The organism is Sphingomonas panaciterrae (assembly GCF_036890205.1).
In the GTDB taxonomy this organism is placed as follows: domain Bacteria; phylum Pseudomonadota; class Alphaproteobacteria; order Sphingomonadales; family Sphingomonadaceae; genus Sphingomonas; species Sphingomonas panaciterrae.
Map to the genome: position 1 here is coordinate 603,604 of NZ_JAKNQR010000001.1, position 26,449 is coordinate 630,052.

The following is a 26,449-nucleotide window of genomic DNA, read 5'->3' on the forward strand; positions in this document are numbered from 1 at the left end:
TACTATCTAGACCCGGCTCAGCGACGTCGACGGCGCGCGGATCATTCCCACTCGATCGTGCCGGGCGGCTTGGACGTATAATCATACGTCACCCGGTTGATGCCCTTCACCTCGTTGACGATCCGCGTCGACACGCGCGGCAGGAACCCGCCGGGGAACTCGAACGCCTGCGCCGTCATGCCATCGGTGGAGGTCACCGCACGCAGCGCCAGCACGCTTTCATACGTCCGCCCGTCGCCCATCACGCCGACCGAACGGACCGGCAGCAGCACCGCGAACGCCTGCCAGATCGCGTCGTACAGCCCCGCGTTGCGGATCTCCTCGAGGTAGATCGCATCGGCCTTGCGCAGGATGTCGCACCGCTCCTTGGTCACCTCGCCCGGGATACGGATCGCGAGGCCCGGCCCCGGGAACGGATGCCGGCCCACGAAGACGTCGGGCAGCCCCAGCTCACGGCCAAGCTCGCGCACCTCGTCCTTGAACAGCTCGCGAAGCGGCTCGACCAGCTTCATGTTCATCCGCTCGGGCAGGCCACCGACATTGTGGTGGCTCTTGATCGTCACCGACGGCCCGCCGGTGAAGCTGACGCTCTCGATCACGTCGGGATACAGCGTGCCCTGTGCCAGGAACTCCGCCCCCCCGATTTTCTTCGCCTCGCTCTCGAACACCTCGATGAACGTCTTGCCGATGAACTTGCGCTTGGCTTCGGGGTCAGTGACGCCGGCAAGCCCGTTCATGAACAGCGCCTCGGCATTCACGTGCACCAGCGGGATGTTGTAATGGCCGCGGAACAGGCTGACGACCTGGTCGGCCTCGCCCGCGCGCAACAGGCCATGGTCGACGAAGACGCAGGTCAGCTGGTCGCCGATCGCTTCGTGGATCAGCACCGCCGCGACCGCCGAATCGACCCCGCCCGACAGGCCGCAAATCACCTTCTTCTGGCCGACCTGCTCGCGAATCTCCGCGATCTTGGTCTCGCGGAACTCGGCCATCGTCCAGTCACCGGCCATGCCGCAGACGTGACGCGCGAAATTCTTGATCAGCCGCGCGCCGTCCGGCGTGTGCACCACTTCGGGGTGGAACTGCATGCCGTAGAACTGGCGGCTCTCGTCGGCGATGATCGCGAAGGGCGCACCGGGCGACGTCGCAACCGGCACGAAGCCGGGCGCCAGTTCGCTGACATGGTCGCCATGGCTCATCCACACCTGATGCCGCTCGCCCTCGCGCCACAGGCCGTCGAACAGGCCGCAGCCGCTCTCCACCTCGACGAATGCCTCGCCGAACTCGCCGGCATAGCCCTTCTCAACTCGCCCGCCGAGCTGCAGGTTCATGACCTGCTGGCCATAACAGATGCCCAGCACCGGCACGCCGCTGTCGAACACCGCCTGCGGGGCGCGGGGGCTTCCCTCGTCGACCACCGACGCCGGGCCGCCCGACAGGATGACGCCGCGCGGCTTCATCCGTGCAAAGGCTTCTCCGGCCGACTGGAAGGGAGCGATCTCGCTGTACACACCCGCTTCACGGACGCGACGCGCGATAAGCTGCGTCACCTGGCTGCCGAAGTCGATGATGAGTATGCTGTCGAGCTGTTCCATGGCGGGCCTGTAGCGATCCCGCGGCGCGCGCGAAAGAGGGACAAACCCGAAGACGTGCCGCCCCCTGCCCCTCACATCTTCGGTCATGCCCCCAAAGCAAAAGGGGCGCCCCGGCAAACCGGAACGCCCCCTTTCTTTGGATCGGATGATCGGCGCGATTAGGCGGCCTGATCGAAATCCTCATCGGTCATGACCGGACCCGAATCCTGGCCCTTCGCCGAAACGTCGCGGTCGACGAATTCGATGATCGCCATCGGCGAGGCGTCGGACGCACGGATGCCGGCCTTGATGATGCGGGTGTAACCACCGTTACGGTCGGCGTAGCGCGGTGCCAGCACATCGAACAGCTTCACCAGCTGCGCGTCGTCGAGCAAGCGAGCATGCGCGAGACGACGGTTCGACAGGCCGCCCTTCTTGCCCAGCGTGATCAGCTTCTCGATGTACGGGCGAAGCTCCTTCGCCTTGGCGAGCGTGGTGGTGATCTGCTCGTGCTTGATCAGCGCTGCCGACATGTTGCGGAACAGGGCAATGCGGTGGGCCGAGGTCCGCTGAAGCTTACGGCCGCCTACGCGGTGACGCATGATATGTCCTTCTCTCGTTCGTCAGGGGGCCGTTTGGTCCCCATCAAAGTGATCCTTTGATGGTTGCCCTCCGGTACCCCGGGACAGGTGGGACGTGGGGCCACCCGATGTACGTCGCCCCGGCGTCATGCCGGGGCCCCGGTAACTTTTCTGCCGGATCGGCGTGGCGGAGCCACGCCGTCGGTCGGGATCGGCATTGCCGACCCGCCGGCCGGGCCTGTCCTGTCTCCGGCGCAGCCACGCTGCGCCGGTGCAGGATCAGCCCATGATTTCCTGCTCGAGCTTCTTGGCCATCTCTTCGATGTTCTCAGGCGGCCAGCCCGGGATTTCCATGCCCAGACGCAGGCCCATCGACGACAGCACTTCCTTGATCTCGTTCAAGGACTTGCGGCCGAAATTCGGCGTGCGCAGCATTTCCGCCTCGGTCTTGCCGACCAGATCACCAATATAGATGATGTTGTCGTTCTTGAGGCAGTTGGCCGAGCGAACCGACAGTTCGAGCTCGTCGACCTTCTTGAGCAGGTAACGGTTGATCTGCTGCGTGTCGCTGACCGGCTCTGCACCGGCTGCGGGTGCCGCCACGCCGACCGGGGCCGAACGGGTAACCGCCGAATCGTCGAAGTGAACGAACAGCGCCAGCTGGTCCTGAAGGATGCGGCCGGCATAGCCCAGCGCATCTTCCGGGGTGACCGTGCCGTCGGTTTCCAGCGTCAGCGTCAGCTTGTCATAGTCCAGGTCCTGGCCAACGCGGGTCGGATCGACCTTGTAGCTGACCTGGCGGACCGGCGAATACAGCGCATCGACCGGGATCAGGCCGATCGGCGCATCGGCCGGGCGGTTCACGGTCGCCGGGACATAGCCCTTACCGGTGTCGGCGGTCAGCTCCATGTTGAAGGTCGCGCCTTCATCCAGGTGGCAGATCACCAGTTCCGGGTTCATGACTTCGATGTCACCGGAAACGGCGATGTCGCCCGCCTTCACTTCGGCCGGGCCGGTTGCCGACAGCTGCAGACGCTTGGGGCCTTCGCCCTGCATCTTGAGGGCAATCTGCTTCACGTTGAGGACGATGTCGGTGACGTCCTCGCGCACGCCGGCCAGGCTCGAGAATTCGTGCAGCACGTTCTCGATCTTGATCGACGTGACCGCTGCGCCCTGCAGGCTCGACAGCAAAACGCGCCGCAGCGCGTTGCCGAGCGTCAGGCCGAAGCCACGCTCCAGCGGCTCGGCCACGAAGGTCGCCTTGCGCTTGCCATCGCCGCCCTTCTTCTCGAGCGCGTTGGGCTTCTTAAGTTCCTGCCAGTTCTTTGCGTTGACGGACAAGGCTCGTGTCCCCTGATGTTGGGCCAGTCGTGGGGCGCGACCGGCCTGGAAATAAAAGGGCACCCCGACTCGTCAGCCGGGGGCCAGAACCATCAGACGCGGCGACGCTTCGACGGACGCACACCGTTGTGCGGGATCGAGGTCACGTCGCGGATCGACGTGATCTGAAAACCGACCGCCTGCAGCGCGCGAAGCGCCGACTCGCGGCCCGAACCCGGACCCTTCACCTCAACCTCGAGCGTGCGGACGCCATGCTCGGCGGCCTTCTTGCCCGCGTCCTCAGCAGCAACCTGGGCGGCATAAGGGGTCGACTTACGCGAACCCTTGAAGCCCATCATGCCGGCCGAAGACCAGCTGATCGCATTGCCCTGCGCGTCGGTGATGGTGATCATGGTGTTGTTGAAGCTGGCGTTGACGTGCGCCACGCCGGCGGTGATGTTCTTGCGCTCGCGACGGCGAATACGCTGCGGTGCCTGTGCCATTTGGTAATCCTGACCTTTGTTTCAAGCGGAGGCCGGGAGGCGACATGCCTGCAACCAGCCCCTCGACAGAAGAAGAAGCGTGACGCTTACTTCTTCTTGCCTGCGATCGGCTTCGCCTTGCCCTTGCGGGTGCGCGCATTGGTGTGCGTGCGCTGGCCGCGGACCGGCAGGCCCTTGCGGTGACGCAGGCCGCGGTAGCAGGCCAGGTCCATCAGGCGCTTGATGTTCATCGCGGTCTCGCGACGCAGGTCACCTTCCACGGTGTAGCCGGCGTCGATCGCCTCGCGGATCTGGAGCACTTCCTGGTCGCTCAGGTCCTGCACGCGGCGCTCCGGTGCGATCTCGAGCTTCTCGGTGATTTCCTTCGCCTTGGAAGGACCGATGCCGTGGATGTACTGCAGCGCGATCAGAACGCGCTTGTTGGTCGGGATGTTAACACCCGCAATACGTGCCATGAAATTCTATCTCCTCGTGCTCCACAGGGCGCGGCATGGATCACGCACCCCATCTCTTCGCAGGACCTTCCGCCACGCAGAAATGCGGCAAGCGCACTGCGCACTGCCGGACTTCAGGTGTTGGAAGGGCGGTGAATTAGGCGCGCACAAACGCCATGTCAAGCAATGGGTTCCGCATCTGGCCAGGCCTCCACCAGGCGAGGCCAAAACATATCCACGAACAGGCCGCCCGCGATGCGCGCGCGGCCATTGTTCGCCGGATGTCGCTCAGCCGCGATCCAGGATTTCCTCGATCGACCGGGTCACGACGGCAATGTCCGCCATCCCGTCGACTCGCCGCACCAGCCCGCGCGCTTCATAGATCGGCAGGATCGGCGCCGTCTTGGCGCGATACTCCGCCATCCGCGTACGGACGGTTTCCTCATTGTCGTCGGGTCGACGCTTGAACTCGTGGGCGCCGCAAACATCGCAGGTTTCCGCCACTTTCGGCTGCTTGAACCTGTCGTGATAGCCGGCACCGCAGTTCGCGCAGGTGTAGCGACCGACGATCCGCTCGACCAGCGCGTCCTCGTTCACCTCAAGCTCGATCACATGATCGAGCGTCCGGCCACGCTCCTCAAGCAGCAGGTCCAGCGCCTCGGCCTGCGCCGCAGTGCGCGGATACCCGTCGAAAATCGCCCCCTGACCGTCAGACAAACGGTCCAGGTTCTCCCCGATCAGCGCCGACACAATCGCGTCGGACACCAGCTCGCCCGCATCCATCACCGCCTTCGCCTGAAGGCCGACCGGCGTCCCTGCCTTCACCGCCGCGCGCAGCATGTCACCCGTGGACAGCTGAACCATGCCGCGCTCGGCCACGAGGCGCTCGGACTGCGTGCCCTTGCCCGCCCCCGGAGGCCCAAGAAGAATGATGTTCACGAAAACGTCCTCCCCTTTCGATCTGCCTGCACCGATCAGCGCAGGCGACCGCCCTTCAGCTTCGCCTTCTTGATGAGGTCACCATATTGGTGCGCCAGCAAGTGCGACTGGATCTGTGTCACCGTATCCATCGTCACGTTGACGACGATCAGCAAGCTCGTGCCCCCCAGATAGAAGGGGATCGACAGCGCCGACACGAGATACTCCGGCACCAGGCAGATGAAAGCGAGATAGGCCGCGCCGATCACGGTGATTCGGGTCAGCACATAGTCGAAATACTGTTCCGTGTTCTTGCCGGGGCGGATGCCGGGTACGAACCCACCGTAGCGCTTCAAATTCTCTGCCGTCTCCTCCGGGTTGAACACAACCGCAGTGTAGAAGAACGAGAAGAAGATGATGCCGGCGCCGTACAGGAGCATGTAGAGGGGGCTGCCGTGCTGCAGATACTGGTTGAGGCTGATGATCACGTCACCCCACCAGCTCTCACCCGACACGCTCTGCCCTGCGAACTGCGTGATCGTCAGCGGCAGCAGAAGCAACGACGAGGCGAAGATCGGAGGGATCACGCCCGCCGTGTTGATCTTCAGCGGCAGGTGGCTACGATCGGCCTGAACACCGCGCGCGGTCTGACGCTTCGGGTACTGGATCAGGATGCGGCGCTGCGCACGCTCCATGAAGCAGATGAACAGTACCAGACCAGCGACCGCCAGGATGATGGCGATCACGATCGCCGGGCTCATCGAACCGGTGCGGCCACCTTCGAGCAGGTTGACGATCGTCGTCGGCAGATGGGCGACGATGCCCGCCATGATGATCAGCGAGATACCGTTGCCGATGCCGCGGCTGGTGATCTGCTCACCGATCCACATCAGGAACATCGTACCGCCGATCAGCGAGATGACAGCAGCAACCCTGAACAACATGCCGGGCTCAACCACGGCCCCGCCCGCTTCCAGGCCGGTCGCGATGACATAGCCCTGGATCGCGGTCAGCAGCACCGTGCCGTAGCGCGTATACTGGTTCAGCTTCTTGCGACCGCTCTCACCTTCCTTCTTGATCGCTGCAAGCTGCGGCGAGAGCGAGGTGGCGAGCTGCACCACGATCGACGCCGTGATGTACGGCATCACACCAAGCGCGATCAGCGACGCACGCTCAAGCGCGCCGCCCGAGAAGGTGTTGAAGAAGTCCAGCACACCGCCCTTGGTCTGCTGAGCCAGTGCAGCGAGGCCGGTCGGGTCGATACCCGGGAGCGGCACGTAGCTGAGCAGGCGGAAAACGATCAGCGCACCGATCGTGAACCACAGCCTCTTCTTGAGGTCGGTCGCCTGCGAGAACTTCGCGAGGCTGATGCTTTGCGCCATTTGGTCGGCTGCGGATGCCATCGTACGTCGGTGCCTTCGGAAACGAAAAACGGCGGAGCGGGTTATTATGCCCTGCCCCGCCGCTCATATAGGCCTGCTCGAAGGCTTGTCTAACCTAGCGAGCAGATTCTGCTCCGGTAAAACCGGAAATCAGATCGCAAGCGGATCCAGGCAGCACCCCGACGCTGGGCCGGGAGCCGTCTGTAGTCAGTTGCCGGACTTCGCCGCCTTGTTAGCCAGACGCGCCTCGCGAGCCTTGCCCTTCTTGGCTGCGGCCTTCTCCGCAGCCGCGACGACTTCGATCACGTTGACCGAACCGCCAGCCTTTTCGATCGCCTCACGCGCCGAGGCCGAGACGCCGGCAACGGTGAAGTTCAGCTTCGCGCTGATCTCGCCCTTGGCGAGCAGGCGGACGCCATCCTTGCCGCCACGCGCCAAGCCAGCGGCCTTCAGCGCAGCGTGATCGACGTCGGTGCCGGTCAGCTTGCCTGCGTCGACCGCCTTCTGGATCGCGCCCAGGTTCACCTCGGCATAATCCTTGGCGAAGATGTTGTTGAAGCCGCGCTTCGGCAGACGCATGTGGAGCGGCATCTGACCGCCCTCGAAGCCCGCGATGGACACGCCCTCACGGCTCTTCTGGCCCTTCTGGCCGCGACCGCCGGTCTTGCCCTTGCCCGAGCCGATGCCGCGCCCGACGCGGATCTTGCGATGACGGGCGCCTGCGTTGTCCCGGAGTTCGTTCAGTTTCATGTGTGCACTCGCTTTCGCTTTTGACGCGCTGATAAAAGGAAGGGGGCCGCTTAGCCCCCTTCCCGGTATTTGTCACTAGTCAGGCAAAGGACGCTTAGTCCTGAACCTCGACCATGTGCTGCACCTTGCGGATCATGCCGCGGACCTCGGGGCTGTCCTCGAGCTCCGAAACACGGTGCATCTTGTTGAGGCCAAGGCCGATCAGCGTTGCGCGCTGGTCCTTGGTGCGACGGATCGGCGATCCGGTCTGCTTCACCTTGATGGTTGCCATGTCGGCTTACTCCGTGATGGCCGCAGCATCCGCCTCGGCGGTCTGCGAACCACCGCGGCCGAGCAGATCGGCGATCTTCTTGCCACGGCGCTGTGCAACCGCCTTCGGCGAGGTCTGGTTGTTCAGCGCCTCGAACGTGGCGCGGATCATGTTGTACGGGTTCGACGTACCGACCGACTTGGTCACCACGTCGGCGACACCGAGCGACTCGAAGATGGCGCGCATCGGGCCACCCGCGATGATGCCGGTGCCCTGCGGCGCCGAGCGGACGGTGACGCGACCGGCACCGAAGTGACCGTTCACGTCATGGTGCAGCGTGCGGCCTTCCTTCAGCGGCACGCGAACCATCGCCTTCTTGGCAGCGGCAGTCGCCTTGGAGATCGCCTCCGGCACTTCGCGCGCCTTGCCATGACCGAAGCCGACACGGCCCTTGCCATCGCCGACCACGACGAGCGCTGCGAAGCCGAAGCGCTTACCGCCCTTCACCGTCTTCGACACGCGGTTGATGTGGACGAGCTTCTCGATCAGCTCCTCACCACCCTCGTCGCGGTTGCGGTCGTCACGACGACCGCGGCCACCGTCACGGCCACCGCGGTTGCCACCGGGGCCGCCACGGCCACGGCCGCCACCAGGGCCGCCACGACCACGACCACCACCGGCATAACCACCGCCCTGCGGCGCGTCATTGGTGGCGGGAGCTGCGTCCTGCTGCACCGCTTCCGGCGCGTTGTTTTCGTCAGCCATGTCTTAGAACTCCAGTCCGGCTTCGCGCGCGGCTTCCGCCAGCGCCTTCACCCGGCCGTGAAAGAGGAAGCCGCCACGATCGAACACGACCTGCGTGACGCCAGCAGCCTTCGCCGCCTCGGCAATGCGCTTGCCAACGGCAGTCGCGGCATCGACGTTCGACGTCGGACCTTCGTGGCCCTGGAGCGTCGACGCGGCAGCGACCGTGCGGCCCTGTGCGTCGTCGATCACCTGAGCGTAGATGTGCTTGCCCGAACGATGAACAGACAGGCGCGGACGGCCACCGCTGCGCGCACGAAGCGCCGTACGGTTGCGGCGACGCCGCTTCTCGAAAAGCGAAAGGCCCTTGGTCACTTCTTCTTTCCTTCCTTACGGAAGATGAACTCGCCGTCGTACTTGATGCCCTTGCCCTTGTACGGCTCGGGCTTGCGCCAGCGGCGGATCTCGGCGGCCAGCTGGCCAACCTTCTGCTTGTCAGCACCCGAAATTTCGACCGTGGTCTGATCCGGGGTCTTCACCTCGATGCCTTCCGGCACGTCGATGTCGACGTCATGGCTGTAGCCAAGCTGCAGCTTGAGCTTGCGACCCTGCGCAGCGGCACGATAGCCGACGCCGGTGATCAGCAGCTTCTTGGTGAAACCGTCGGTCACGCCAGTGACCAGGTTCTGCACCATGGTGCGCTGCATACCCCAGAAGGCGCGCGCCTGCTTGGAGTCGTTCGCCGGCTGCACCGAAATGGCGCCGTCCTCGAGCGTGTACTTGATCTCATCGCGCAGCGTGAGGCCGAGGGTGCCCTTGGGCCCCTTCACCGTCATCTGCTTGCCTTCGATCGTGGCAGTGACACCGGCCGGAACCGTGACTGCCTTCTTGCCGATGCGGCTCATCAGAACACCTCCGCCAGCACTTCGCCGCCGACGTTCTGCTCACGCGCTTCCGCATCGGAAAGCACGCCGCGCGGCGTCGAGACGATCGTGATGCCCAGGCCGTTCATCACGCGCGGCAGGCTCTGCGAGCCGCTGTAGATACGACGACCAGGCTTCGAGACGCGGGCGACATGCTTGATCGCCGGCTGGCCCTCGAAATACTTGAGCTCGATACGGACGCCCTTCACGGGGCCCATATCTTCCTCGCTATAGCCACGGATGTAGCCTTCGCGCTGAAGCACGTCGAGCACGCGGGTCCGCAGCTTCGACGCCGGCGACACGACGCTGTCCTTACGTGCGCGCTGTCCGTTGCGGATGCGGGTGAGCAGGTCACCCAGGGGATCGGTCACTGCCATCTTGGTGTCCTTACCAGCTCGACTTCGTCAGACCAGGAATCAGGCCCTTGTTGGCCAGTTCCCGAAGCATGACGCGGGCAAGACGGAACTTGCGGTAATACGCACGCGGCCGGCCGGTGATCTCGCAACGATTGCGGATACGGGTCGGGTTCGAATTGCGCGGCAGCTCGGCCATCTTCAGACGCGCGATGAGACGCTCGGTCTCGTCGAGCGACTTGTCGTTCGCCGTTGCCTTCAGCTTTGCCCACTTAGGGGCATATTGCTTCACGAGCTTCTTGCGACGCTCGTTCTTGTTCACGGAACTCAGTTTCGCCATGGACTTAAGCTCTCTCGTTCAGTTCGTTGCCAAGGGGCTCACGCCGCCTTCTTCTCTTCTGCCGCCTCATCCCGCGGGAACGGGAAGCCGAACAGGCGAAGCAGCTCACGCGCCTCGTCGTCGGTCTTGGCGGTCGTGGTGACGATCACGTCCATGCCGCGCACCTTGTCGATGCGGTCATAGTTGATCTCGGGGAACACGATTTGCTCCTTCAGGCCGCAGGCATAGTTGCCGCGCCCATCGAAGCTCTTCGGGTTCAGGCCGCGGAAGTCGCGGACGCGCGGGAGCGCGATGGTGATGAAGCGGTCGAGGAACTCGTACATGCGCTCACGACGCAGCGTGACCTTGACCCCGATCGGCATGCCTTCACGCAGCTTGAACTGCGCGATCGACTTCTTCGCACGGGTGATCACCGGCTTCTGACCCGCGATCAGCTCCATCTCGGAAGCAGCCTGCTCGACACGCTTCTTGTCCTGGGTCGCCTCACCGACGCCCATGTTGAGCACGATCTTCTCGATACGCGGAATCTCGAGCGCGTTCTTGTAGCCGAACTTCTCGATCATCGCCTTTGCGATGGTCTCGTCATACAGCTTGCGCAGGCGGGGCGTGTAGCCATCAGCCATCGATCTTCTCCCCGGTCTTGACCGCAACACGGACCTTCTTGCCGTCCTGCATTTCGAAACGGACGCGCGTCGGCTTGCCGTCGGCGGTCACGTGCGCGACCTTCGAGATGTGAAGCGGCGCTTCGAAGCGGTTCAGGCCGCCCTGCGGGTTCATCTGCGACGGCTTGGTGTGGCGGGTCGCGACGTTCACGCCGGCGACGACGACCTTGCCGTCCTTCGGCATGGAAGCGGTGACGGTGCCGGTCTTGCCCTTGTCCTTGCCGGACAGAACGATGACCTGGTCGCCCTTCTTGATCTTGGCGGCAGCCATTACAGCACCTCCGGAGCCAGCGAGATGATCTTCATGTGCTTCTTGCCGCGCAGTTCACGCACGACCGGGCCGAAGATACGGGTGCCGATCGGCTCCTCGTTCTTGTTGACCAGCACTGCGGCATTGCCGTCAAAACGGATGGTCGAACCGTCCGCACGATGAATGTCCTTGGCAGTGCGAACGATGACGGCGCGATGCACGTCACCCTTCTTCACCTTGCCACGCGGCTGAGCTTCCTTGATCGACACGACAATGATGTCGCCGACGCTGGCCGTGCGGCGCTTGGAACCACCAAGCACCTTGATGCACTGTACCCGCTTCGCGCCGCTGTTGTCAGCGACGTCGAGATTGGACTGCATCTGGATCATCGATCCGCTTCCTTCTCTCTATGGGGTGGATACCGACCCAACCCCGCCTTAAAAAAACGACCCCGGGCGCGACAATCGCGTCCAGGGGGAGCGGCCCGGTAGCCGCTCCACAGACAAAAGGCAATGCCCCGTGGGGCCTCACCCTTGCCTGCTCTCGATCGCCCCTGCCCCTCGACTGGTCTCCGGGAATCCCGGACCCTGGCCGATACCGACAGGAGCGCCCTGGTCTTCGACCCGGGCCTGCGGCTTACGCCGAGGCCGGCTCGTCGATCTCGACCCGTTCCGGCGTCGCGTGGGTGTTGACCCGATCGACGACCTTCCAGGTCTTCAGCTTGGAGATCGGCGCGGTCTCTTCGATCCGCACGGTCTCGCCCTGCTTGTACTCATTCGCCTCGTCATGGGCGTGGTACTTCTTCGAACGGCGGATGATCTTGCCGTAGAGCGGGTGCTTCACCTTACGCTCTACGTTCACCACCACCGTCTTGTCGCCCTTGTCGGAGACGATCAGCCCGGTCAGCACGCGCTTCGGCATGGCTGTGGTCCTCTTACTTGCCGGCGGCAGCGGTGCGCTGCGCCTGCAGGGTCTTGATGCGGGCGATGTCCTTGCGGACCTCGCGCACGCGGCTCGGCTTCTCGAGCTGGTTGGTCGCCGCCTGGAAGCGCAGGTTGAACTGCTCGCGCTTCAGGTTGCCCAGCGCCTCGACGAGCTGGTCGTCGCTCTGGCCGTTGAAGTCAGTCTTGTTCGCCATCTTACTCGCCTCCGAGGTGCGACGTGTCGCCGAGACGCGCCACGACCTTGGTCTTGATGGGGAGCTTCATTGCCGCACGCTCGAAAGCTTCGGCAGCAAGCGGACCGGGAACGCCATCCAGTTCGAACAGGATGCGACCCGGCTTCACGCGGGCGGCCCAATATTCCGGCGAGCCCTTACCCGACCCCATGCGGACTTCGGCCGGCTTGCCCGACACGGGAACGTCCGGGAACACGCGGATCCAGAGGCGGCCTTGGCGCTTGATGTGACGCGTGATCGCGCGGCGAGCCGCCTCGATCTGGCGTGCGGTGATACGCTCCGGCTCCATTGCCTTCAGGCCGTACGACCCGAAGTTGAGCGCGGTACCGCCCTTGGCGTCGCCGCTGATGCGGCCCTTGAACGCCTTGCGGAACTTGGTGCGCTTGGGTTGCAGCACTTCTTCTACTCCTTAGCGGCGGTCGTCGCGCGCAGGGCGCACGCCGGAGGTCTGAGCCTCCATCATCAACCGGTCGGTAGCCATCGGATCGTGACCAAGGATTTCACCCTTGAAGATCCAGACCTTGACGCCGCACACGCCATAAGCGGTGTGCGCCTGGGCCTCGGCATAGTCCATGTTCGCGCGCAGCGTGTGCAGCGGAACGCGGCCTTCGCGGTAGCTTTCCGAACGGGCGATCTCGGCGCCGCCAAGACGGCCACCACATGCCACGCGGATGCCGTCGGCACCGAGGCGCATCGCGGACTGCACCGCACGCTTCATGGCGCGGCGGAACGCGATACGACGCTCCAGCTGATCGGCAATGCCCTGAGCCACGAGCTTGGCATCGACTTCCGGCTTGCGGATCTCGACGATGTTCAGCGACACGTCGGAGCTGGTCATCGCGCCGAGCGTCTTGCGCAGCTTCTCGATGTCCGAGCCCTTCTTGCCGATGATCACGCCGGGACGTGCAGCGAAGATGGAGATGCGGCACAGCTTGGCCGGACGCTCAATCACCACCTTGGAGATCGCCGCCTGCGGCAGCGTCTTCAGGATGTACTGACGGATCTTGAGATCCTCCAGCAGCAGGCGACCATAGTCGGCACCGTCGGCGTACCAACGGCTGTCCCAGGTGCGGTTGATCTGCAGGCGCAGACCGATCGGGTTGCTCTTGTGACCCATTAGGCTTCTTCCTGCTCGCGCACGACGATCCGGAGCCGCGAGAACGGCTTGAGGATGCGCGTGGACTTGCCGCGGCCGCGCGTGGCGAACCGCTTCATGGTGATCGACTTGCCGACCGACGCCTCGGCGACGACGAGCGCGTCGACGTCGAGGTTGTGGTTGTTCTCGGCGTTGGCGATCGCCGAAGCGAGCACCTTGCGCGCATCAACAGCCATCGCCTTCTTGGAGAAAGCGAGGATGTTCATTGCGTCAGCAGCCGAGCGGCCACGGATCAGACCAGCGACCAGGTTCAGCTTCTGCGCCGAACCACGGATCTGCGTGCCGACCGAGAGCGCTTCCTTCTCGCCGACCTTGCGGGGGGACTGAGGCTTGCTCATCAGCGCTTGCCCTTCTTGTCAGCGGCGTGACCCGGGAAGTAGCGCGTCGGCGCGAACTCACCCAGCTTCATGCCAACCATGTCCTCGTTCACCGAGACCGGCACGAACTTGCGGCCATTGTACACGTTGAACGTCAGACCGACGAACTGCGGCAGGATGGTCGAACGGCGCGACCAGGTCTTGATCGGACCCGAACGACCGTTGCTGTCCTGCGCCACCTCTGCCTTCTTCAGCAGGTGAAGGTCCACGAACGGACCCTTCCAGACGGAGCGAGCCATTACTTCTTCCTCGCGTGACGGCTGCGGATGATCATCTTGTCCGTCGCCTTGTTGTGGCGGGTGCGCGCACCCTTCGTCGGCTTGCCCCACGGGGTGACCGGGTGACGGCCGCCCGAGGTGCGGCCTTCACCGCCGCCGTGCGGGTGGTCGACCGGGTTCTTCGCGACGCCACGGGTAAGCGGACGCTTGCCCATCCAGCGGGTACGACCCGCTTTGCCGAAGTTCTGGTTCTGGTTGTCGGGGTTCGACACCGCGCCAACCGTGGCCATGCACTCGCTGCGGATATAGCGCTGCTCGCCCGAGTTCAGGCGAACGATCACCATGCCGCGATCACGACCCACGACCTGCACATAGGTGCCCGCCGAACGCGCGATCTGACCACCCTTGCCCGGCTTCATCTCCACATTGTGGACGATGGTGCCGACCGGAACCTGGCCCAGCTCCATGGCATTGCCCGGCTTCACGTCGGTCTTCTTGGCCGCGATCACCTTGTCGCCTGCAGCGAGACGCTGCGGCGCGATGATGTAAGCCTGCTCGCCGTCGGCGTAGCTGACCAGCGCGATGAACGCCGTGCGGTTGGGGTCATACTCGAGCCGCTCGACCGTACCCTCGGCGTCCCACTTGCGACGCTTGAAGTCGATGTAGCGATACTTCTGCTTGTGGCCGCCCGCGATGCCACGGCTGGTCACGTGACCCTTGTTGTTGCGACCGCCGCTCTTGCGCTTGCCTTCGGTCAGCGCCTTGACAGGCGCGCCCTTGTGCAGCGTCGAGCGATCGATCAGGACCAGGCCACGGCGAGCCGGGCTGGTTGGGTTATAATGCTTGAGCGCCATCTCAGTTGGCCCCCTCGGTGACGTCGATCGACTGCCCGTCCTTGAGCGTGACGATCGCCTTCTTCATGTCCTGGCGGAAGTACGGAGCGCCCTTCCAGCGCTTCGTCTTGCCCTTCTGGACGATGGTGTTCACGCCAACGACGCTGACGTCGAAGATCGCTTCAACCGCCGCCTTGATCTCCGGCTTGGAGGCCTTCTTGGCCACCTTGAACACCACGGCGTTCTGCTCGGAGAGAAGGGTCGACTTCTCGGTGATGTGCGGCGCGACAATCACGTCATAGTGACGCGGGTCGATCGCCTTCTGCTGCTTAGCCATTGAAGCGCGCCTCCAGCTTCTCGACCGCCGCGCGGGTCAGCACCAGCGTATCGGCCTTGATGATGTCATAGACGTTCGCGCCAACCGCGGGGAGCAGATCCACACCCGGCAGATTGTAGCCGGCGCGGAAGCCCTCTGCGGTCTCGCCGTCGATCACAAGCGTGCGCTTGCCGACGTTGAGCGTCGCGAAGTGACCCTTGAGCTCCTTGGTCTTCTGGACCTCGAAGCCGTCGAGGACGATCAGCGAACCAGCCTTGGCATGGCTCGACAGCGCCATCTTGAGGCCGAGTGCGCGGACCTTCTTGTTCAGACCCGGATTGAAGTCGCGAACACGGGCACCGTGCGCCTTACCACCGCCGATGAAGACGGGAGCACGACGATCGCCGTGACGAGCGACACCGCCGCCCTTCTGGCGACCCAGCTTCTTGCCCGAACGGGCGACATCGGCGCGCTCGCGCGTACCGCGGGCAGTGCCGCGACGCTTCTCGAGCTGCCAGGTGACGACGCGGTGCAGGATGTCAGCGCGCGGCTCGAGGCCGAAGACCTCGTCCGACAGCTCGACGTCCGCCACTTCGTTCCCGGCGAAGGAGGAAACCTTGACCTTCACGTTCAGCCCTCCTGGCCGTCGGTCGCTTCGGGTGCCGGAGCAGCCGCTGCGTTGTTGCTATTGGCAGCCTTCAGGCCGGCCGGACGCGGCGCGTCGGCATGCGGCTTCAGCTTCACGGCGTCCTTGACGAACAGCCAGCCACCCTTCGAGCCAGGGACCGAGCCCTTGACGAAGATGAGGCCGCGCTCGACGTCGGTGCCGACGATCTCGAGGTTCTGCTGGGTGCGGTTCTTGTCACCCATGTGGCCGGCCATCTTCTTGTTCTTGAAGACGCGACCCGGATCTTGACGGTTACCGGTCGAACCGTGCGAACGGTGCGAGACCGACACGCCGTGCGTCGCACGCAGACCGCCGAAGTTCCAGCGCTTCATGGCGCCTGCGAAACCCTTACCCTGGGTACGACCCTGGATATCGACGAACTGGCCAGCAACGAAGTGATCGGCCGAAATCTCTGCGCCCACATCGAGGAGATTTTCCTCGCTGACGCGGAATTCATGGACGATCGCCTTGGGCTCGACTTCGGCCTTGCCGAAGTGGCCGCGCTGCGGCTTGGCGACATTCTTTGCCTTGGCGACACCTGCGCCAAGCTGGACGGCCGTATAGCCATCACGTTCCGTTTCGCGGCGAGAGATGACCTGAAGCCCTTCCAGCTGCAGGACGGTGACGGGCACGTGGCGGCCGTCGTCCTGGAACAGGCGGGTCATGCCCATCTTCTTCGCGATCACGCCGGTACGCATGATCCGTAGCTCCTCAACAGAGGCACCCATGGGCCCATCCCAAAGGTGCTTGTGACGCCCCCTTGAAGGGGGCATCCCAATTTCAACCCGGTATAAAGCGAAGCGCGCCCCCGTCCCGGGCTGGTCGCCCCTCGCAAGTGAGGAGCAGACGGGAGACGCTGTCCCAACTGCGAGCAGCTGGCGGTATCTCTTGCTCTAGGTGCCCTTCACGGGTCCCCCGCGTTTCCGGAACCACGGAAACGACAAACCCGCGGGACTCACGTCAACCGCGGGAGGCCGGCCATTACGCCAGCTTGATCTCGACGTCAACGCCCGCCGCCAGGTCGAGCTTCATCAGCGCGTCGACGGTCTGCGGGGTCGGCTGCACGATGTCGAGCATGCGCTTGTAGGTGCGCACCTCGAACTGCTCGCGGCTCTTCTTGTCGATGTGAGGGCCACGGTTGACCGTGAACTTCTCGATACGCGTCGGGAGCGGGATCGGACCGCGAATGAGGGCACCGGTACGTCGGGCGGTGTCGGCGATGTCGCCGGTCGCCTGGTCGAGCACGCGATGATCGAACGCCTTCAGGCGAATGCGGATGTTGCTGTCCATAATCCCTACCGATGCGAAAGAGCGGGCCACGTGAACGCGGCTCTTGCTGTTCGTGAAACTGTCGAAGGCGCGGCCAATAGCCCTGCCCTCATAAAAAGGCAACCGCCCGACACACCATATGGCGTGCCGGGCGGCAGCTTTGCGGCGAACCGCTGGATCTTAAAGAAAGATCTTACTTGGCGATCGAGCTGACGACGCCTGCACCGACGGTGCGGCCGCCTTCGCGGATCGTGAAGCGCTGGCCCACGTCCATAGCGATCGGCGCGATCAGCTTGATGCCCAGAGCGACGTTGTCGCCCGGCATCACCATCTCGGTGCCCTCAGGCAGCTCGACGGTGCCGGTCACGTCCGTCGTACGGAAGTAGAACTGCGGACGATAGTTGGCGAAGAACGGCGTGTGACGGCCACCCTCTTCCTTCGACAGCACGTACACTTCCGACGAGAACTCGGTGTGCGGCTTGATCGAGCCCGGCTTGCAGAGCACCTGACCACGCTCGACTTCGTCGCGAGCGACGCCACGGATCAGCGCGCCGACGTTGTCGCCAGCCTGGCCCTGGTCGAGCAGCTTGCGGAACATTTCCACGCCGGTGACGGTCGTCTTGCGGACTTCCGGGTGGATGCCGACAATCTCGACTTCCTCACCAACCTTGATGATGCCGGTCTCGACGCGCCCGGTGACGACCGTGCCACGACCCGAGATCGAGAACACGTCTTCGATCGGCATCATGAACGGCTTGTCGAGCGGACGCTCCGGCTGCGGGATGTACTCGTCAACCGCCTTCATGAGCTCCATGACGGCGTCGGTGCCGAGCTTCTGGTCCGAACCCGACAGGGCGCAGGTAGCCGAGCCCTTGATGATCGGAATGTCGTCGCCCGGGAATTCGTACGAGCTCAGCAGCTCGCGAACTTCCAGCTCGACCAGCTCGAGGATTTCCTCGTCGTCGACCAGGTCGACCTTGTTGAGGAACACCACCATTGCCGGCACGCCGACCTGACGGGCGAGCAGGATGTGCTCACGGGTCTGCGGCATCGGGCCGTCGGTGGCCGACACGACCAGGATCGCGCCGTCCATCTGGGCAGCGCCGGTGATCATGTTCTTCACATAGTCGGCGTGACCCGGGCAGTCGACGTGCGCATAGTGACGGTTGGCGGTCTCGTACTCGACGTGCGCGGTCGAGATGGTGATGCCGCGCTCACGCTCTTCCGGCGCCTTGTCGATGTTCGCGAAGTCGACGGCTGCGTTGCCGGCGACGTTCTCTGCGAGAACCTTGGTGATCGCTGCGGTCAGCGAGGTCTTGCCATGGTCGACGTGACCGATGGTGCCGATGTTCAGGTGCGGCTTGGTCCGCTCAAACTTAGCCTTAGCCATTGTTGTCCTACCTTCTGGATTTCCACTTGAGCCGCACGAGGACTCGCCGTGAAGGCGGCCCCATAGCGGCTGAATTGTCGTTGCGCAAACCCTCTCCCGTCTTCCGGTCGACCCGGAAGACGGGAAGAGCGATTACGCCAGCTTCGCCTTGACCTCGTCCGCAACGTTCTGCGGCACTTCGTCATAGTGCGAGAACTGCATCGAGTAGCTGGCACGGCCCTGGGTGAACGAGCGCAGCGAGTTCACGTAGCCGAACATGTTCGCGAGCGGCACCATCGCCGTCACCGCCTGCGCGTTGCCGCGCGTGTCGGTGCCCTGGATCTGACCACGACGCGAGTTCATGTCGCCGATCACGTCGCCGAGGTAATCCTCCGGCGTCACGACCTCGACCTTCATCACCGGCTCGAGCAGCGTGATCCCGGCCTTCTGCGCCGCTTCGCGCATTGCGCCGCGGGCGGTGATTTCGAACGCCAGGGCCGACGAGTCGACGTCGTGATACGCGCCGTCATACAGCACGATCTCGAAGTCGATGATCGGGAAGCCAACCAGCGAACCGGTTGCTGCCGTCTCACGGAAGCCCTTTTCGATCGCGGGGATATATTCCTTCGGAATGTTACCGCCCTTGATCTCGTCCTTGAAGATGATGCCAGCACCACGCTCGCCTGGCGTCAGCTTCACCTTCACGCGACCGAACTGACCGGTACCACCCGACTGCTTCTTGTGGGTGTAGTCGATGTCCACAGGCTTCTTCAGGTATTCGCGATACGCCACCTGCGGCGCACCGACGTTCGCCTCGACCTTGAACTCACGCTTCATGCGGTCGACGAGAATCTCGAGGTGGAGCTCGCCCATCCCCTTGATGATCGTCTGACCCGACTCGTGATCGGTCGACACGCGGAACGAGGGATCCTCGGCGGCCAGGCGGTTCAGGGCGACGCCCATCTTCTCCTGGTCGGCCTTGGTCTTGGGCTCCACGCTAAGCTCGATCACCGGCTCAGGGAATTCCATCCGCTCGAGGATGATCGGGTTCGCCGGATCGCACAGCGTGTCACCGGTCGTCGTTTCCTTCAGACCCGCGATCGCGACGATGTCACCCGCACGCGCTTCCTCGATGTCCTCACGCGAGTTCGCGTGCATCAGGAGCATACGGCCAATCTTTTCCTTCTTGTCCTTCACCGAGTTCAGGTAGCTGCCCTTGGCCAGCTTGCCCGAATAGATGCGCGCGAAGGTGAGCGAGCCGACGAACGGATCGTTCATGATCTTGAACGCCAGCAGCGACATCGGCGCGTCATCCGACGGCGGACGCGAATCGACCGTTTCGCCGTCCAGCTTCACACCCTGAACGTCAGGGATGTCGAGCGGGCTCGGCAGATAGTCGACCACGGCGTCGAGCAGCGGCTGAACGCCCTTGTTCTTGAACGACGAACCGCACAGCACCGGCACGAAATCGAACGCCAGCGTGCCCTTGCGGATCAGGCGCTTCAGCGTCGCGGTGTCGGGCTCGTTGCCCTCCAGATACGCCTCCAGCACCGCCTCGTCCTGCTCGACGGCGATCTCGATCAGCTCGGCGCGGGCAGCCGCGGCCGCATCCTTCATGTCGTCCGGAATCTCACGATATTCGAACTTCGCGCCCAGCGACTCGTCCAGCCACACGATCGCGCGGTTCTCGACGAGGTCGACGAGACCGACGAACTGGCTCTCGATGCCGATCGGCAGGTACAGCACGGCAGTACGTGCACCCAGACGATCCTTGATCATCTGAACGCAGCGATCGAAGCTCGCGCCGGTACGATCCAGCTTGTTCACGTAGCAAAGACGCGGGACGCGATACTTGTCGGCCTGACGCCACACCGTCTCCGACTGCGGCTCAACGCCGGCCACGCCATCAAAGCAGGTGACCGCGCCGTCCAGCACGCGCAGCGAACGCTCCACCTCGATGGTAAAGTCGACGTGCCCCGGCGTGTCGATGATGTTGATCAGGTGCTCGTCACCCTTGCCCTCGCTCGCGCGCCACTTGCACGTGGTCGCCGCGGAGGTGATGGTGATGCCGCGCTCCTGCTCCTGCTCCATCCAGTCCATCGTCGCGGTGCCTTCGTGCACTTCGCCGATCTTGTAGGACTTGCCGGTGTAGTAAAGGATGCGCTCGGTCGTCGTCGTCTTGCCGGCGTCGATGTGCGCCATGATGCCGATGTTACGGTACTTCTCGAGCGGATGGCTGCGGGCCATGGTCGGGCTTTCCTTAGAGATGTGGGGAGCAGGCCCTTGGCCAGCTCCCCACGATATAGTTTACGTGCGAGACGCTTCCAAGACTACCAGCGGTAGTGGCTGAAGGCGCGGTTCGCTTCCGCCATGCGGTGGGTGTCTTCGCGCTTCTTCACCGCATTGCCGCGGTTGTTCGAAGCGTCGAGCAGCTCACCCGACAGGCGGGCCGACATGGTGTTCTCGCTGCGACCGCGGGCCGCCGAGATCAGCCAGCGGATCGCCAGCGCCTGGGCACGCTCCGGACGAACCTCGACGGGCACCTGGTAGGTCGCACCACCGACGCGGCGGCTGCGGACCTCGATGCCCGGCTTGATGTTGTTCAGCGCATCATGGAACACGCCCAGCGGGTCGCGCTTGGCGCGCGACTCGACCGTGTCGAGTGCGGAATAGACGATGCCCTCGGCGACGGACTTCTTGCCGTCCAGCATCACCGAATTCATGAACTTGGACAGAACCTCATCACCGAACTTGGGATCAGGCAGGATTTCCCGCTTCTCGGGACGACGACGACGCGCCATTTGGAATTCCTTCTCAGATCAACCGCTCCTGTCCGCCCGCCCCCAGCTTTCGCGGGAGCCGCCTGACAATGGTGCGGGACACAAACCTCGAGACCCCGGGCCAGCCGGGATGCCGGCTTACTTCGGACGCTTCGCGCCGTACTTCGAGCGGGACTGACGACGGTCCTTCACGCCCTGCGTATCGAGCACGCCGCGCAGCACGTGATAGCGCACGCCGGGAAGGTCGCGCACACGGCCGCCGCGGATGAGCACAACCGAGTGCTCCTGCAGGTTGTGGCCTTCACCCGGGATGTAGCTGATGACTTCGCGCTGGTTGGTGAGGCGAACCTTCGCCACCTTGCGCAATGCCGAGTTCGGCTTCTTGGGGGTCGTGGTGTACACACGGGTGCAAACGCCGCGCTTCTGCGGGTTCTGCTCCATCGCAGGGACCTTGCTCTTGGCCTTCTGCGGTTCGCGGCCCTTGCGGACCAGCTGGTTGATCGTCGGCATTGAAGCCTTCACCTTTCGTATAGGTTACTTTGCTGGAGCCCTGACAGCACTTGGAATACGAAAAGGACCTTGGGCGGCGATGAGCCTTCCCGGGTCCTCTAAGCATCCAGCAATGTTCAAGCTTGCCCGCGCCGGGTCAGACCCGCCACGAACGGGCGCGGCTATACGCATCGCGACCCGACTGGTCAATGGCGGCCACCCTGCCAGCCAGCCAGGGGGCACCCCGTTTCACGCGATGACCGAGAGCAACGTCTTTTCGAAGCGCGCCGGATCTTCCACCTGCGGCGAGTGGCCGAGTCCGTCCAGCGGAACCAGCCTGGCAGACGGCAGCTTGCGGACCGCCTCAGTCGCGACTTGCGGGATCGCCTCGAGGAACTTCTGCAGCGATGCGGGTGCCTGCGCGCGGCCGAACGAGGTCTTATCCAGCGTGCCGACGATGAGCGTCGTCGGCGCCGTCACGCGGTAAAATTCGTGCGCGATCGGCTGCGTCCGAATCATTTCGCCGGTCTTCGCCTGCGCCAGGGCGACCGTGTCGCGCCCTGCCCCGGCATACATGCCGGCCTGCATCAACGCCCAGCGATCATAGGCTGGTTTCCAGGTGCCATGATAATAGTTGGCGGTCTGGTACGCCCGGATCGAGGCATAATCGGTCTTCTTCTCCCCCGCCCAAAGGGTATCGACATCTACATAGGGCACGCCCGCTTCCGACCGGTCGACCAAGCCGAGCGGGTTGACCAGCACCAGGCGATCGACCGCCTTAGGATACATGATGGCGTAGCGCGTCGCGAGCATTCCTCCCATCGAGTGACCGACGACAATGGCCTTCGTCACTCCGCGCGAGGCGAGCAGACGGTTGGTGTGATGCGCGAGCATCGCGAAGCTGTACTGCGCCGCGCGCGGCTTTGCCGATTTGCAAAAGCCGATCTGGTCGGGGATGATCACGCGATAACCCGACGCGCTGAGCGTCCGCGCCGTCGACTCCCACGTCGCGCCACAGAAGTTCTTGCCGTGCATCAACACGACCACGCGGCCATTGGGCCGGGCCGGTGCGACGTCCATGAAGGCCATTGTCGCGGGCTGACCGACGACGTCGGCCGTCATGGTCTGCACCGGCCACGGGTAAGTGAAACGCTCCAGATGCGGGCCGTAGTCCGGGGCCGTCGACGCCGCTGCCGCCAAGATGACGCCGCCCGCCACCACGCCGATCGCCCACATTGCCCCGCCCCCGAAGTTACCCTGTTACGGGCGTTAACCATGTTGCAAGCAGAACGCCACCGCCTCACCGCGGTCAGTCGACCCGTGCACCTCCCTTGATGACGGCGACCGGGCGTTCCAGCACCGTGACATCCTCCAGCGGATTGCCCGCCACCGCGACGATGTCACCGAAGCGGCCGACAGCGATCGCGCCAACGTCACGGTTGCGCCCGAGAGCGTCGGCCGCGGTTAGGGTCGCGGCGCGGATCGCCTGCAACGGGGTCATGCCGAAGCGCACCATGATGCCGAACTGCTTGCCTGCATCCTTGTGCGGCATCACCCCGGCGTCGGTTCCGAACACCATCTTCACGCCGGCGGCATTGGCCTTGCGGAAATTGTCGCGCTGGATCTGCGCGATCTCGCGATCCTTGCGCAGATTGTCTTCAAGCACGCCGTTCTTCTTGCCCTCCGCCTGGGTATATTCGGTGTTATAGATGTCCATCGACAGATAGGTGCCCTTCTCCTTCGCGAGACGGATCCCCTCATCGTCGATCAGGCTGGCATGTTCGATCGTGTCGATCCCGGCGCGGATCGCCGCCTTGATCCCGGCCGCACCATGCGCATGTGCGGCCGTCTTCAACCCCCATTGATGCGCCTCGTCAGCGATCGCGCGCAGTTCGCCCTCGGAAAGCTGCTGTTGGCCCGGTTCGGTGTTGCGGCTGAAAACGCCGCCGGTTGCACACACCTTGATCACCTCGGCACCATATTTGCGCTGCTCGCGAACACGGGTGCGCAATTCGTCCGGCGTGTCCCCGACCGCCTTGCCACGCTGGTTGAAGCTGGGCGGGAAGAAGGTGCTGTCGCAATGGCCGCCGGTCGCTCCCAGGGCATAGGCAGCCGGCACGATTCGCGGCCCGACCATCAGTCCTTCGTCAATCGCCTGCTTGTAGGCCACGTCGTTGTAGTTTTCCGACCCCACGTTGCGCACAGTGGTGAACCCGGCGCGCAGCATGGCGCCAGCGTTGCCGACCCCTTGCACCCCCCAGAAGCTGTCGGTGAACTGAAGCCCGTTGTACCCGCCATATATGGGGGTGCTGTCGAGGTGAACGTGCATGTCGATCAGGCCCGGCACTAGCGTCACATCACCCAGATCGATCCGCTTCGCGCCCGCAGGTGCCGCACCGCCGAGCGCGGTGATGCGCCCATCCGTCACGGTAATGACCGGACGCGGGACCAGCACGCCCTTCTCGACATCAAGCATCTGGGCGGCGGTGATGACCACCGTCTCCGCCGCCGCAGGGACAGCCACGGTCAACGCGGCAGCCGCAAACACGAGCCTCGACTTCAAAGAACACCCCCCATTGTCTGCACGGCGCGACGATAGTCGCCTGCCACCGTCACGATGTCGACGAAGAAACCGCCCCACATCGCCAGCAGGATCACCACCGATATCAGATAGGCGAAGAACCGCGCCGGCACCTTCTTCGGCCCGATGTGGATGTAGCTATGAACGGCCCGTGCGATAACGAACAGCCAGGCAAGCGTCACCTGAATGTTATTGACCTGCGCCGTCACGATCAGCAGCGACACCAGCGCGAAAAAGAGCACCGGCATCTCGAACAGATTGGCGAGATTGTTCGCGGGCATCTCGACCGGTCGGAAATAGCGCAGCGCCGCCTCGCCATCCGCAAAATCCTGCGGTCGCGGCGGCGTGTGCTTCATGTGGCGGATGCGATGAAAGAACAGCGTGAACCAGACGACGAAGATCAGCCCGACCATAGCAAAGGTCGGCCACAGGATGTTCAACGCGGCCATGGTGCCCCTCCCCCAAATAAGCGCAGCATGGGGCGAATGAGCGGAAGTGAAAAGAGGGACGGGCGACCGGGAAGCGCTCGAAAAGGCCCAGCTGACTAGTTCAGTGGGACGATCACTTCGTCGGGGTGAGCGACGTTCAGTTCACGCCGCACCAGTTCGTCCACCATGTCCGGGTTCGCGTGACGCGGATCAAGAAGCGCGACTCGATTACGCAACACCTCTCGCTTGTGATCAAGCGCCGCATAATAATGTTCACGCTTCGCAACCTGCCGCTTGTATTCCCCGAAGGCGAAGATGCCATTGGCACCAAGAACGGCATAGCCACCGAAGAACGCCATCACCATCACCGCCAGCGCAGGCCAGGTGGCGCGCTTCAGTACGGCACGAAAGGTGGAGGGCTTGCGGCGTTTCACACGAAGATTTTCGCCGAAAGCCCTCCTTTATTCAAGCTGTTTCAGCGGGTGCGCAACACGTCCCGGCCGGCATATGCGGCAACCGTGCCGAGCTCCTCCTCGATCCGGATCAGCTGGTTGTACTTGGCGAGCCGATCGGACCGCGCGAGGCTGCCGGTCTTGATCTGCCCGCAGTTCGTAGCGACCGCCAGATCGGCGATCGTCGCGTCTTCGGTCTCGCCCGAACGGTGGCTCATGACCGCGGTGTAGCCGGCCCGCTCCGCAATGCGCATCGCCTCCAGTGTTTCCGACAGAGTACCGATCTGATTGACCTTCACCAGAAGCGAATTGGCGAGGCCGCGCTTGATGCCATCGCGCAGACGCGCCGGATTCGTGACGAACAAATCGTCGCCGACGAGTTGGACCTTGTCGCCAATCTTGTCGGTCAGCGCCTTCCAGCCCTCGAAATCGTCCTCGGCCATGCCGTCCTCGATCGACAGGATCGGGTAACGCGAAACGAGATCGGCCAGATAATCAGCCATTGCGCCGGGCTCAAGCGACAGGCCCTCGCCCGAAATCTCATATTTGCCGGCGCGGAAGAACTCGGTCGCCGCGCAGTCGAGCGCGAGCATCACGTCGTCGCCCGGCGTGTATCCCGCCTTCTCGATCGACTGCATGATGAAATCGAGCGCATCTGTGGTGCTCGCCAGATTGGGCGCGAAGCCGCCCTCGTCTCCGACGGAGGTGGCAAGCCCCTTCTCGTGCAGGCCCTTCTTCAGCGTATGGAATATCTCCGAGCCGCAGCGCACCGCGTCCAGGATGTTCTCCGCGCCCACGGGCATGATCATGAATTCCTGAAAATCGATCGGATTGTCAGCATGTTCGCCGCCATTGATGATATTCATCATCGGCACCGGCAAGACATGCGCGCCAGCGCCGCCGACGTAGCGGTAGAGCGGCAGGCCGCGCGCGTCGGCCGCTGCCTTGGCCACGGCCAGGCTGACGCCGAGAGTCGCGTTCGCGCCCAGCCGCCCCTTGTTCGGCGTGCCATCCAGCTCGATCAGAACAGTATCGATCTCCAGTTGATCCTCGGCCTCCAGCCCGCGGATGGTGTCCGCAATCTCGCCGTTGACCGCTTCGACCGCGCCCTCCACGCCCCTGCCGAGCCAGCGCGACTTGTCGCCATCGCGGCGTTCCACTGCCTCGTGCGCGCCGGTCGAGGCGCCCGACGGCACGGCCGCGCGGCCGAAGCTGCCGTCTTCGAGGAATACGTCGACCTCAACCGTGGGGTTGCCACGGCTGTCGATGATCTGGCGGCCCTGCAGGTCGATGATTGCGGTCACGTAACGATCCTTCTACGATGGCGAGGACGGGTTTTCGGCGTCCGATAAC

The 26,449-nt window shown here is 63.9% G+C and carries 37 protein-coding genes; all 37 read right to left on the reverse strand.

What is annotated here, in order from left to right:
- Nucleotides 1-41 precede the first annotated feature (41 nt).
- The gene (gene guaA / locus L8F96_RS02930) at nucleotides 42-1,595 is read right to left on the reverse strand and encodes a glutamine-hydrolyzing GMP synthase (RefSeq protein WP_145118464.1); all 1,554 of its coding nucleotides are present in this window, start codon (nucleotides 1,593-1,595) and stop codon (nucleotides 42-44) included.
- A gap of 158 nt (nucleotides 1,596-1,753) precedes the next feature.
- Complete coding sequence (rplQ, locus tag L8F96_RS02935; protein ID WP_046408586.1) at nucleotides 1,754-2,176, reverse strand: 50S ribosomal protein L17; 423 nt, start codon at nucleotides 2,174-2,176, stop codon at nucleotides 1,754-1,756.
- 258 nt (nucleotides 2,177-2,434) lie between these two features.
- Entirely contained in the window at nucleotides 2,435-3,496 is a 1,062-nt protein-coding gene (locus L8F96_RS02940) for a DNA-directed RNA polymerase subunit alpha (RefSeq protein ID WP_046408585.1), read from the reverse strand.
- Between the two features lie 92 nt (nucleotides 3,497-3,588).
- Nucleotides 3,589-3,978, reverse strand: coding sequence for a 30S ribosomal protein S11 (gene rpsK / locus L8F96_RS02945; RefSeq protein ID WP_019516037.1), 390 nt, complete (start codon nucleotides 3,976-3,978; stop codon nucleotides 3,589-3,591).
- A gap of 86 nt (nucleotides 3,979-4,064) precedes the next feature.
- Nucleotides 4,065-4,433, reverse strand: coding sequence for a 30S ribosomal protein S13 (gene rpsM / locus L8F96_RS02950; RefSeq protein WP_046408582.1), 369 nt, complete (start codon nucleotides 4,431-4,433; stop codon nucleotides 4,065-4,067).
- A gap of 267 nt (nucleotides 4,434-4,700) precedes the next feature.
- Nucleotides 4,701-5,351 (reverse strand): adenylate kinase, encoded by a 651-nt coding sequence (locus tag L8F96_RS02955; protein ID WP_046408581.1) that lies wholly within the window; start codon nucleotides 5,349-5,351, stop codon nucleotides 4,701-4,703.
- A gap of 35 nt (nucleotides 5,352-5,386) precedes the next feature.
- Nucleotides 5,387-6,733, reverse strand: coding sequence for a preprotein translocase subunit SecY (gene secY, locus L8F96_RS02960; RefSeq protein ID WP_046408579.1), 1,347 nt, complete (start codon nucleotides 6,731-6,733; stop codon nucleotides 5,387-5,389).
- Between the two features lie 186 nt (nucleotides 6,734-6,919).
- Entirely contained in the window at nucleotides 6,920-7,462 is a 543-nt protein-coding gene (gene rplO, locus L8F96_RS02965; RefSeq protein ID WP_125945528.1) for a 50S ribosomal protein L15, read from the reverse strand.
- A 94-nt stretch (nucleotides 7,463-7,556) separates the two neighbouring features.
- Nucleotides 7,557-7,733 carry a 50S ribosomal protein L30 gene (rpmD, locus tag L8F96_RS02970; protein WP_046408576.1) on the reverse strand — a complete coding sequence of 59 codons (177 nt, stop codon included), beginning with the start codon at nucleotides 7,731-7,733 and terminating at the stop codon, nucleotides 7,557-7,559.
- A 6-nt stretch (nucleotides 7,734-7,739) separates the two neighbouring features.
- Entirely contained in the window at nucleotides 7,740-8,477 is a 738-nt protein-coding gene (gene rpsE, locus L8F96_RS02975) for a 30S ribosomal protein S5 (RefSeq protein WP_046408574.1), read from the reverse strand.
- Between the two features lie 3 nt (nucleotides 8,478-8,480).
- Entirely contained in the window at nucleotides 8,481-8,831 is a 351-nt protein-coding gene (gene rplR / locus L8F96_RS02980; RefSeq protein ID WP_046408573.1) for a 50S ribosomal protein L18, read from the reverse strand.
- Nucleotides 8,828-9,361, reverse strand: a complete 534-nt coding sequence (gene rplF / locus L8F96_RS02985; protein ID WP_046408571.1) for a 50S ribosomal protein L6 — start codon at nucleotides 9,359-9,361, stop codon at nucleotides 8,828-8,830. The genes rplR and rplF overlap by 4 nt, the downstream gene beginning before the upstream one ends.
- A complete protein-coding gene (gene rpsH, locus L8F96_RS02990) occupies nucleotides 9,361-9,756 on the reverse strand; it encodes a 30S ribosomal protein S8 (RefSeq protein WP_046408570.1) in 396 nt (131 codons plus the stop codon). Before rpsH ends, rplF begins: the two co-directional genes overlap by 1 nt.
- Nucleotides 9,757-9,766: 10 nt before the next feature.
- Complete coding sequence (gene rpsN / locus L8F96_RS02995; protein WP_046408568.1) at nucleotides 9,767-10,072, reverse strand: 30S ribosomal protein S14; 306 nt, start codon at nucleotides 10,070-10,072, stop codon at nucleotides 9,767-9,769.
- Between the two features lie 38 nt (nucleotides 10,073-10,110).
- On the reverse strand, nucleotides 10,111-10,695 hold the full coding sequence (gene rplE / locus L8F96_RS03000; protein ID WP_046408566.1) for a 50S ribosomal protein L5: 585 nt from the start codon (nucleotides 10,693-10,695) through the stop codon (nucleotides 10,111-10,113).
- Complete coding sequence (gene rplX / locus L8F96_RS03005) at nucleotides 10,688-11,005, reverse strand: 50S ribosomal protein L24 (protein ID WP_125945526.1); 318 nt, start codon at nucleotides 11,003-11,005, stop codon at nucleotides 10,688-10,690. The genes rplE and rplX overlap by 8 nt, the downstream gene beginning before the upstream one ends.
- The gene (gene rplN, locus L8F96_RS03010) at nucleotides 11,005-11,373 is read right to left on the reverse strand and encodes a 50S ribosomal protein L14 (RefSeq protein WP_017979484.1); all 369 of its coding nucleotides are present in this window, start codon (nucleotides 11,371-11,373) and stop codon (nucleotides 11,005-11,007) included. Before rplN ends, rplX begins: the two co-directional genes overlap by 1 nt.
- Nucleotides 11,374-11,620: 247 nt before the next feature.
- Nucleotides 11,621-11,905: a 30S ribosomal protein S17 gene (gene rpsQ / locus L8F96_RS03015; RefSeq protein ID WP_046408562.1), complete on the reverse strand. Its 285-nt coding sequence runs from the start codon at nucleotides 11,903-11,905 to the stop codon at nucleotides 11,621-11,623.
- Between the two features lie 13 nt (nucleotides 11,906-11,918).
- Nucleotides 11,919-12,122, reverse strand: a complete 204-nt coding sequence (gene rpmC / locus L8F96_RS03020; protein ID WP_046408560.1) for a 50S ribosomal protein L29 — start codon at nucleotides 12,120-12,122, stop codon at nucleotides 11,919-11,921.
- Between the two features lies 1 nt (nucleotide 12,123).
- Nucleotides 12,124-12,558 carry a 50S ribosomal protein L16 gene (gene rplP, locus L8F96_RS03025; protein ID WP_046408559.1) on the reverse strand — a complete coding sequence of 145 codons (435 nt, stop codon included), beginning with the start codon at nucleotides 12,556-12,558 and terminating at the stop codon, nucleotides 12,124-12,126.
- A gap of 12 nt (nucleotides 12,559-12,570) precedes the next feature.
- Nucleotides 12,571-13,278, reverse strand: a complete 708-nt coding sequence (gene rpsC, locus L8F96_RS03030; RefSeq protein ID WP_046408557.1) for a 30S ribosomal protein S3 — start codon at nucleotides 13,276-13,278, stop codon at nucleotides 12,571-12,573.
- Nucleotides 13,278-13,655 carry a 50S ribosomal protein L22 gene (gene rplV / locus L8F96_RS03035; protein WP_046408556.1) on the reverse strand — a complete coding sequence of 126 codons (378 nt, stop codon included), beginning with the start codon at nucleotides 13,653-13,655 and terminating at the stop codon, nucleotides 13,278-13,280. Before rplV ends, rpsC begins: the two co-directional genes overlap by 1 nt.
- A complete protein-coding gene (rpsS, locus tag L8F96_RS03040; protein WP_046408554.1) occupies nucleotides 13,655-13,933 on the reverse strand; it encodes a 30S ribosomal protein S19 in 279 nt (92 codons plus the stop codon). Before rpsS ends, rplV begins: the two co-directional genes overlap by 1 nt.
- Complete coding sequence (rplB, locus tag L8F96_RS03045; protein WP_046408552.1) at nucleotides 13,933-14,766, reverse strand: 50S ribosomal protein L2; 834 nt, start codon at nucleotides 14,764-14,766, stop codon at nucleotides 13,933-13,935. The genes rpsS and rplB overlap by 1 nt, the downstream gene beginning before the upstream one ends.
- A 1-nt stretch (nucleotide 14,767) precedes the next feature.
- Nucleotides 14,768-15,082 (reverse strand): 50S ribosomal protein L23, encoded by a 315-nt coding sequence (locus L8F96_RS03050; protein ID WP_046408551.1) that lies wholly within the window; start codon nucleotides 15,080-15,082, stop codon nucleotides 14,768-14,770.
- Nucleotides 15,075-15,689, reverse strand: a complete 615-nt coding sequence (rplD, locus tag L8F96_RS03055; RefSeq protein ID WP_046408549.1) for a 50S ribosomal protein L4 — start codon at nucleotides 15,687-15,689, stop codon at nucleotides 15,075-15,077. The genes L8F96_RS03050 and rplD overlap by 8 nt, the downstream gene beginning before the upstream one ends.
- 2 nt (nucleotides 15,690-15,691) lie before the next feature.
- Nucleotides 15,692-16,426 carry a 50S ribosomal protein L3 gene (gene rplC, locus L8F96_RS03060; protein ID WP_046408547.1) on the reverse strand — a complete coding sequence of 245 codons (735 nt, stop codon included), beginning with the start codon at nucleotides 16,424-16,426 and terminating at the stop codon, nucleotides 15,692-15,694.
- A 283-nt stretch (nucleotides 16,427-16,709) separates the two neighbouring features.
- Entirely contained in the window at nucleotides 16,710-17,018 is a 309-nt protein-coding gene (rpsJ, locus tag L8F96_RS03065) for a 30S ribosomal protein S10 (RefSeq protein ID WP_007406109.1), read from the reverse strand.
- 172 nt (nucleotides 17,019-17,190) lie between these two features.
- Nucleotides 17,191-18,387, reverse strand: a complete 1,197-nt coding sequence (tuf, locus tag L8F96_RS03070) for an elongation factor Tu (protein ID WP_125945524.1) — start codon at nucleotides 18,385-18,387, stop codon at nucleotides 17,191-17,193.
- Between the two features lie 132 nt (nucleotides 18,388-18,519).
- Entirely contained in the window at nucleotides 18,520-20,613 is a 2,094-nt protein-coding gene (gene fusA / locus L8F96_RS03075) for an elongation factor G (RefSeq protein WP_046408542.1), read from the reverse strand.
- Nucleotides 20,614-20,696: 83 nt separating this feature from the next.
- Nucleotides 20,697-21,167, reverse strand: a complete 471-nt coding sequence (gene rpsG, locus L8F96_RS03080; protein ID WP_046408540.1) for a 30S ribosomal protein S7 — start codon at nucleotides 21,165-21,167, stop codon at nucleotides 20,697-20,699.
- Nucleotides 21,168-21,284: 117 nt separating this feature from the next.
- Entirely contained in the window at nucleotides 21,285-21,656 is a 372-nt protein-coding gene (rpsL, locus tag L8F96_RS03085; protein ID WP_029936467.1) for a 30S ribosomal protein S12, read from the reverse strand.
- A gap of 228 nt (nucleotides 21,657-21,884) precedes the next feature.
- Nucleotides 21,885-22,871 carry an alpha/beta fold hydrolase gene (locus L8F96_RS03090; protein WP_334655017.1) on the reverse strand — a complete coding sequence of 329 codons (987 nt, stop codon included), beginning with the start codon at nucleotides 22,869-22,871 and terminating at the stop codon, nucleotides 21,885-21,887.
- 73 nt (nucleotides 22,872-22,944) lie between these two features.
- The gene (locus L8F96_RS03095; RefSeq protein WP_241212601.1) at nucleotides 22,945-24,198 is read right to left on the reverse strand and encodes a Xaa-Pro dipeptidase; all 1,254 of its coding nucleotides are present in this window, start codon (nucleotides 24,196-24,198) and stop codon (nucleotides 22,945-22,947) included.
- The gene (locus L8F96_RS03100) at nucleotides 24,195-24,665 is read right to left on the reverse strand and encodes an MAPEG family protein (RefSeq protein WP_301090674.1); all 471 of its coding nucleotides are present in this window, start codon (nucleotides 24,663-24,665) and stop codon (nucleotides 24,195-24,197) included. The genes L8F96_RS03095 and L8F96_RS03100 overlap by 4 nt, the downstream gene beginning before the upstream one ends.
- Before the next feature lie 95 nt (nucleotides 24,666-24,760).
- The gene (locus tag L8F96_RS03105) at nucleotides 24,761-25,009 is read right to left on the reverse strand and encodes an FtsB family cell division protein (RefSeq protein ID WP_231621890.1); all 249 of its coding nucleotides are present in this window, start codon (nucleotides 25,007-25,009) and stop codon (nucleotides 24,761-24,763) included.
- A gap of 110 nt (nucleotides 25,010-25,119) precedes the next feature.
- Nucleotides 25,120-26,400 carry a phosphopyruvate hydratase gene (eno, locus tag L8F96_RS03110; RefSeq protein WP_334655023.1) on the reverse strand — a complete coding sequence of 427 codons (1,281 nt, stop codon included), beginning with the start codon at nucleotides 26,398-26,400 and terminating at the stop codon, nucleotides 25,120-25,122.
- Nucleotides 26,401-26,449 lie beyond the last annotated feature (49 nt).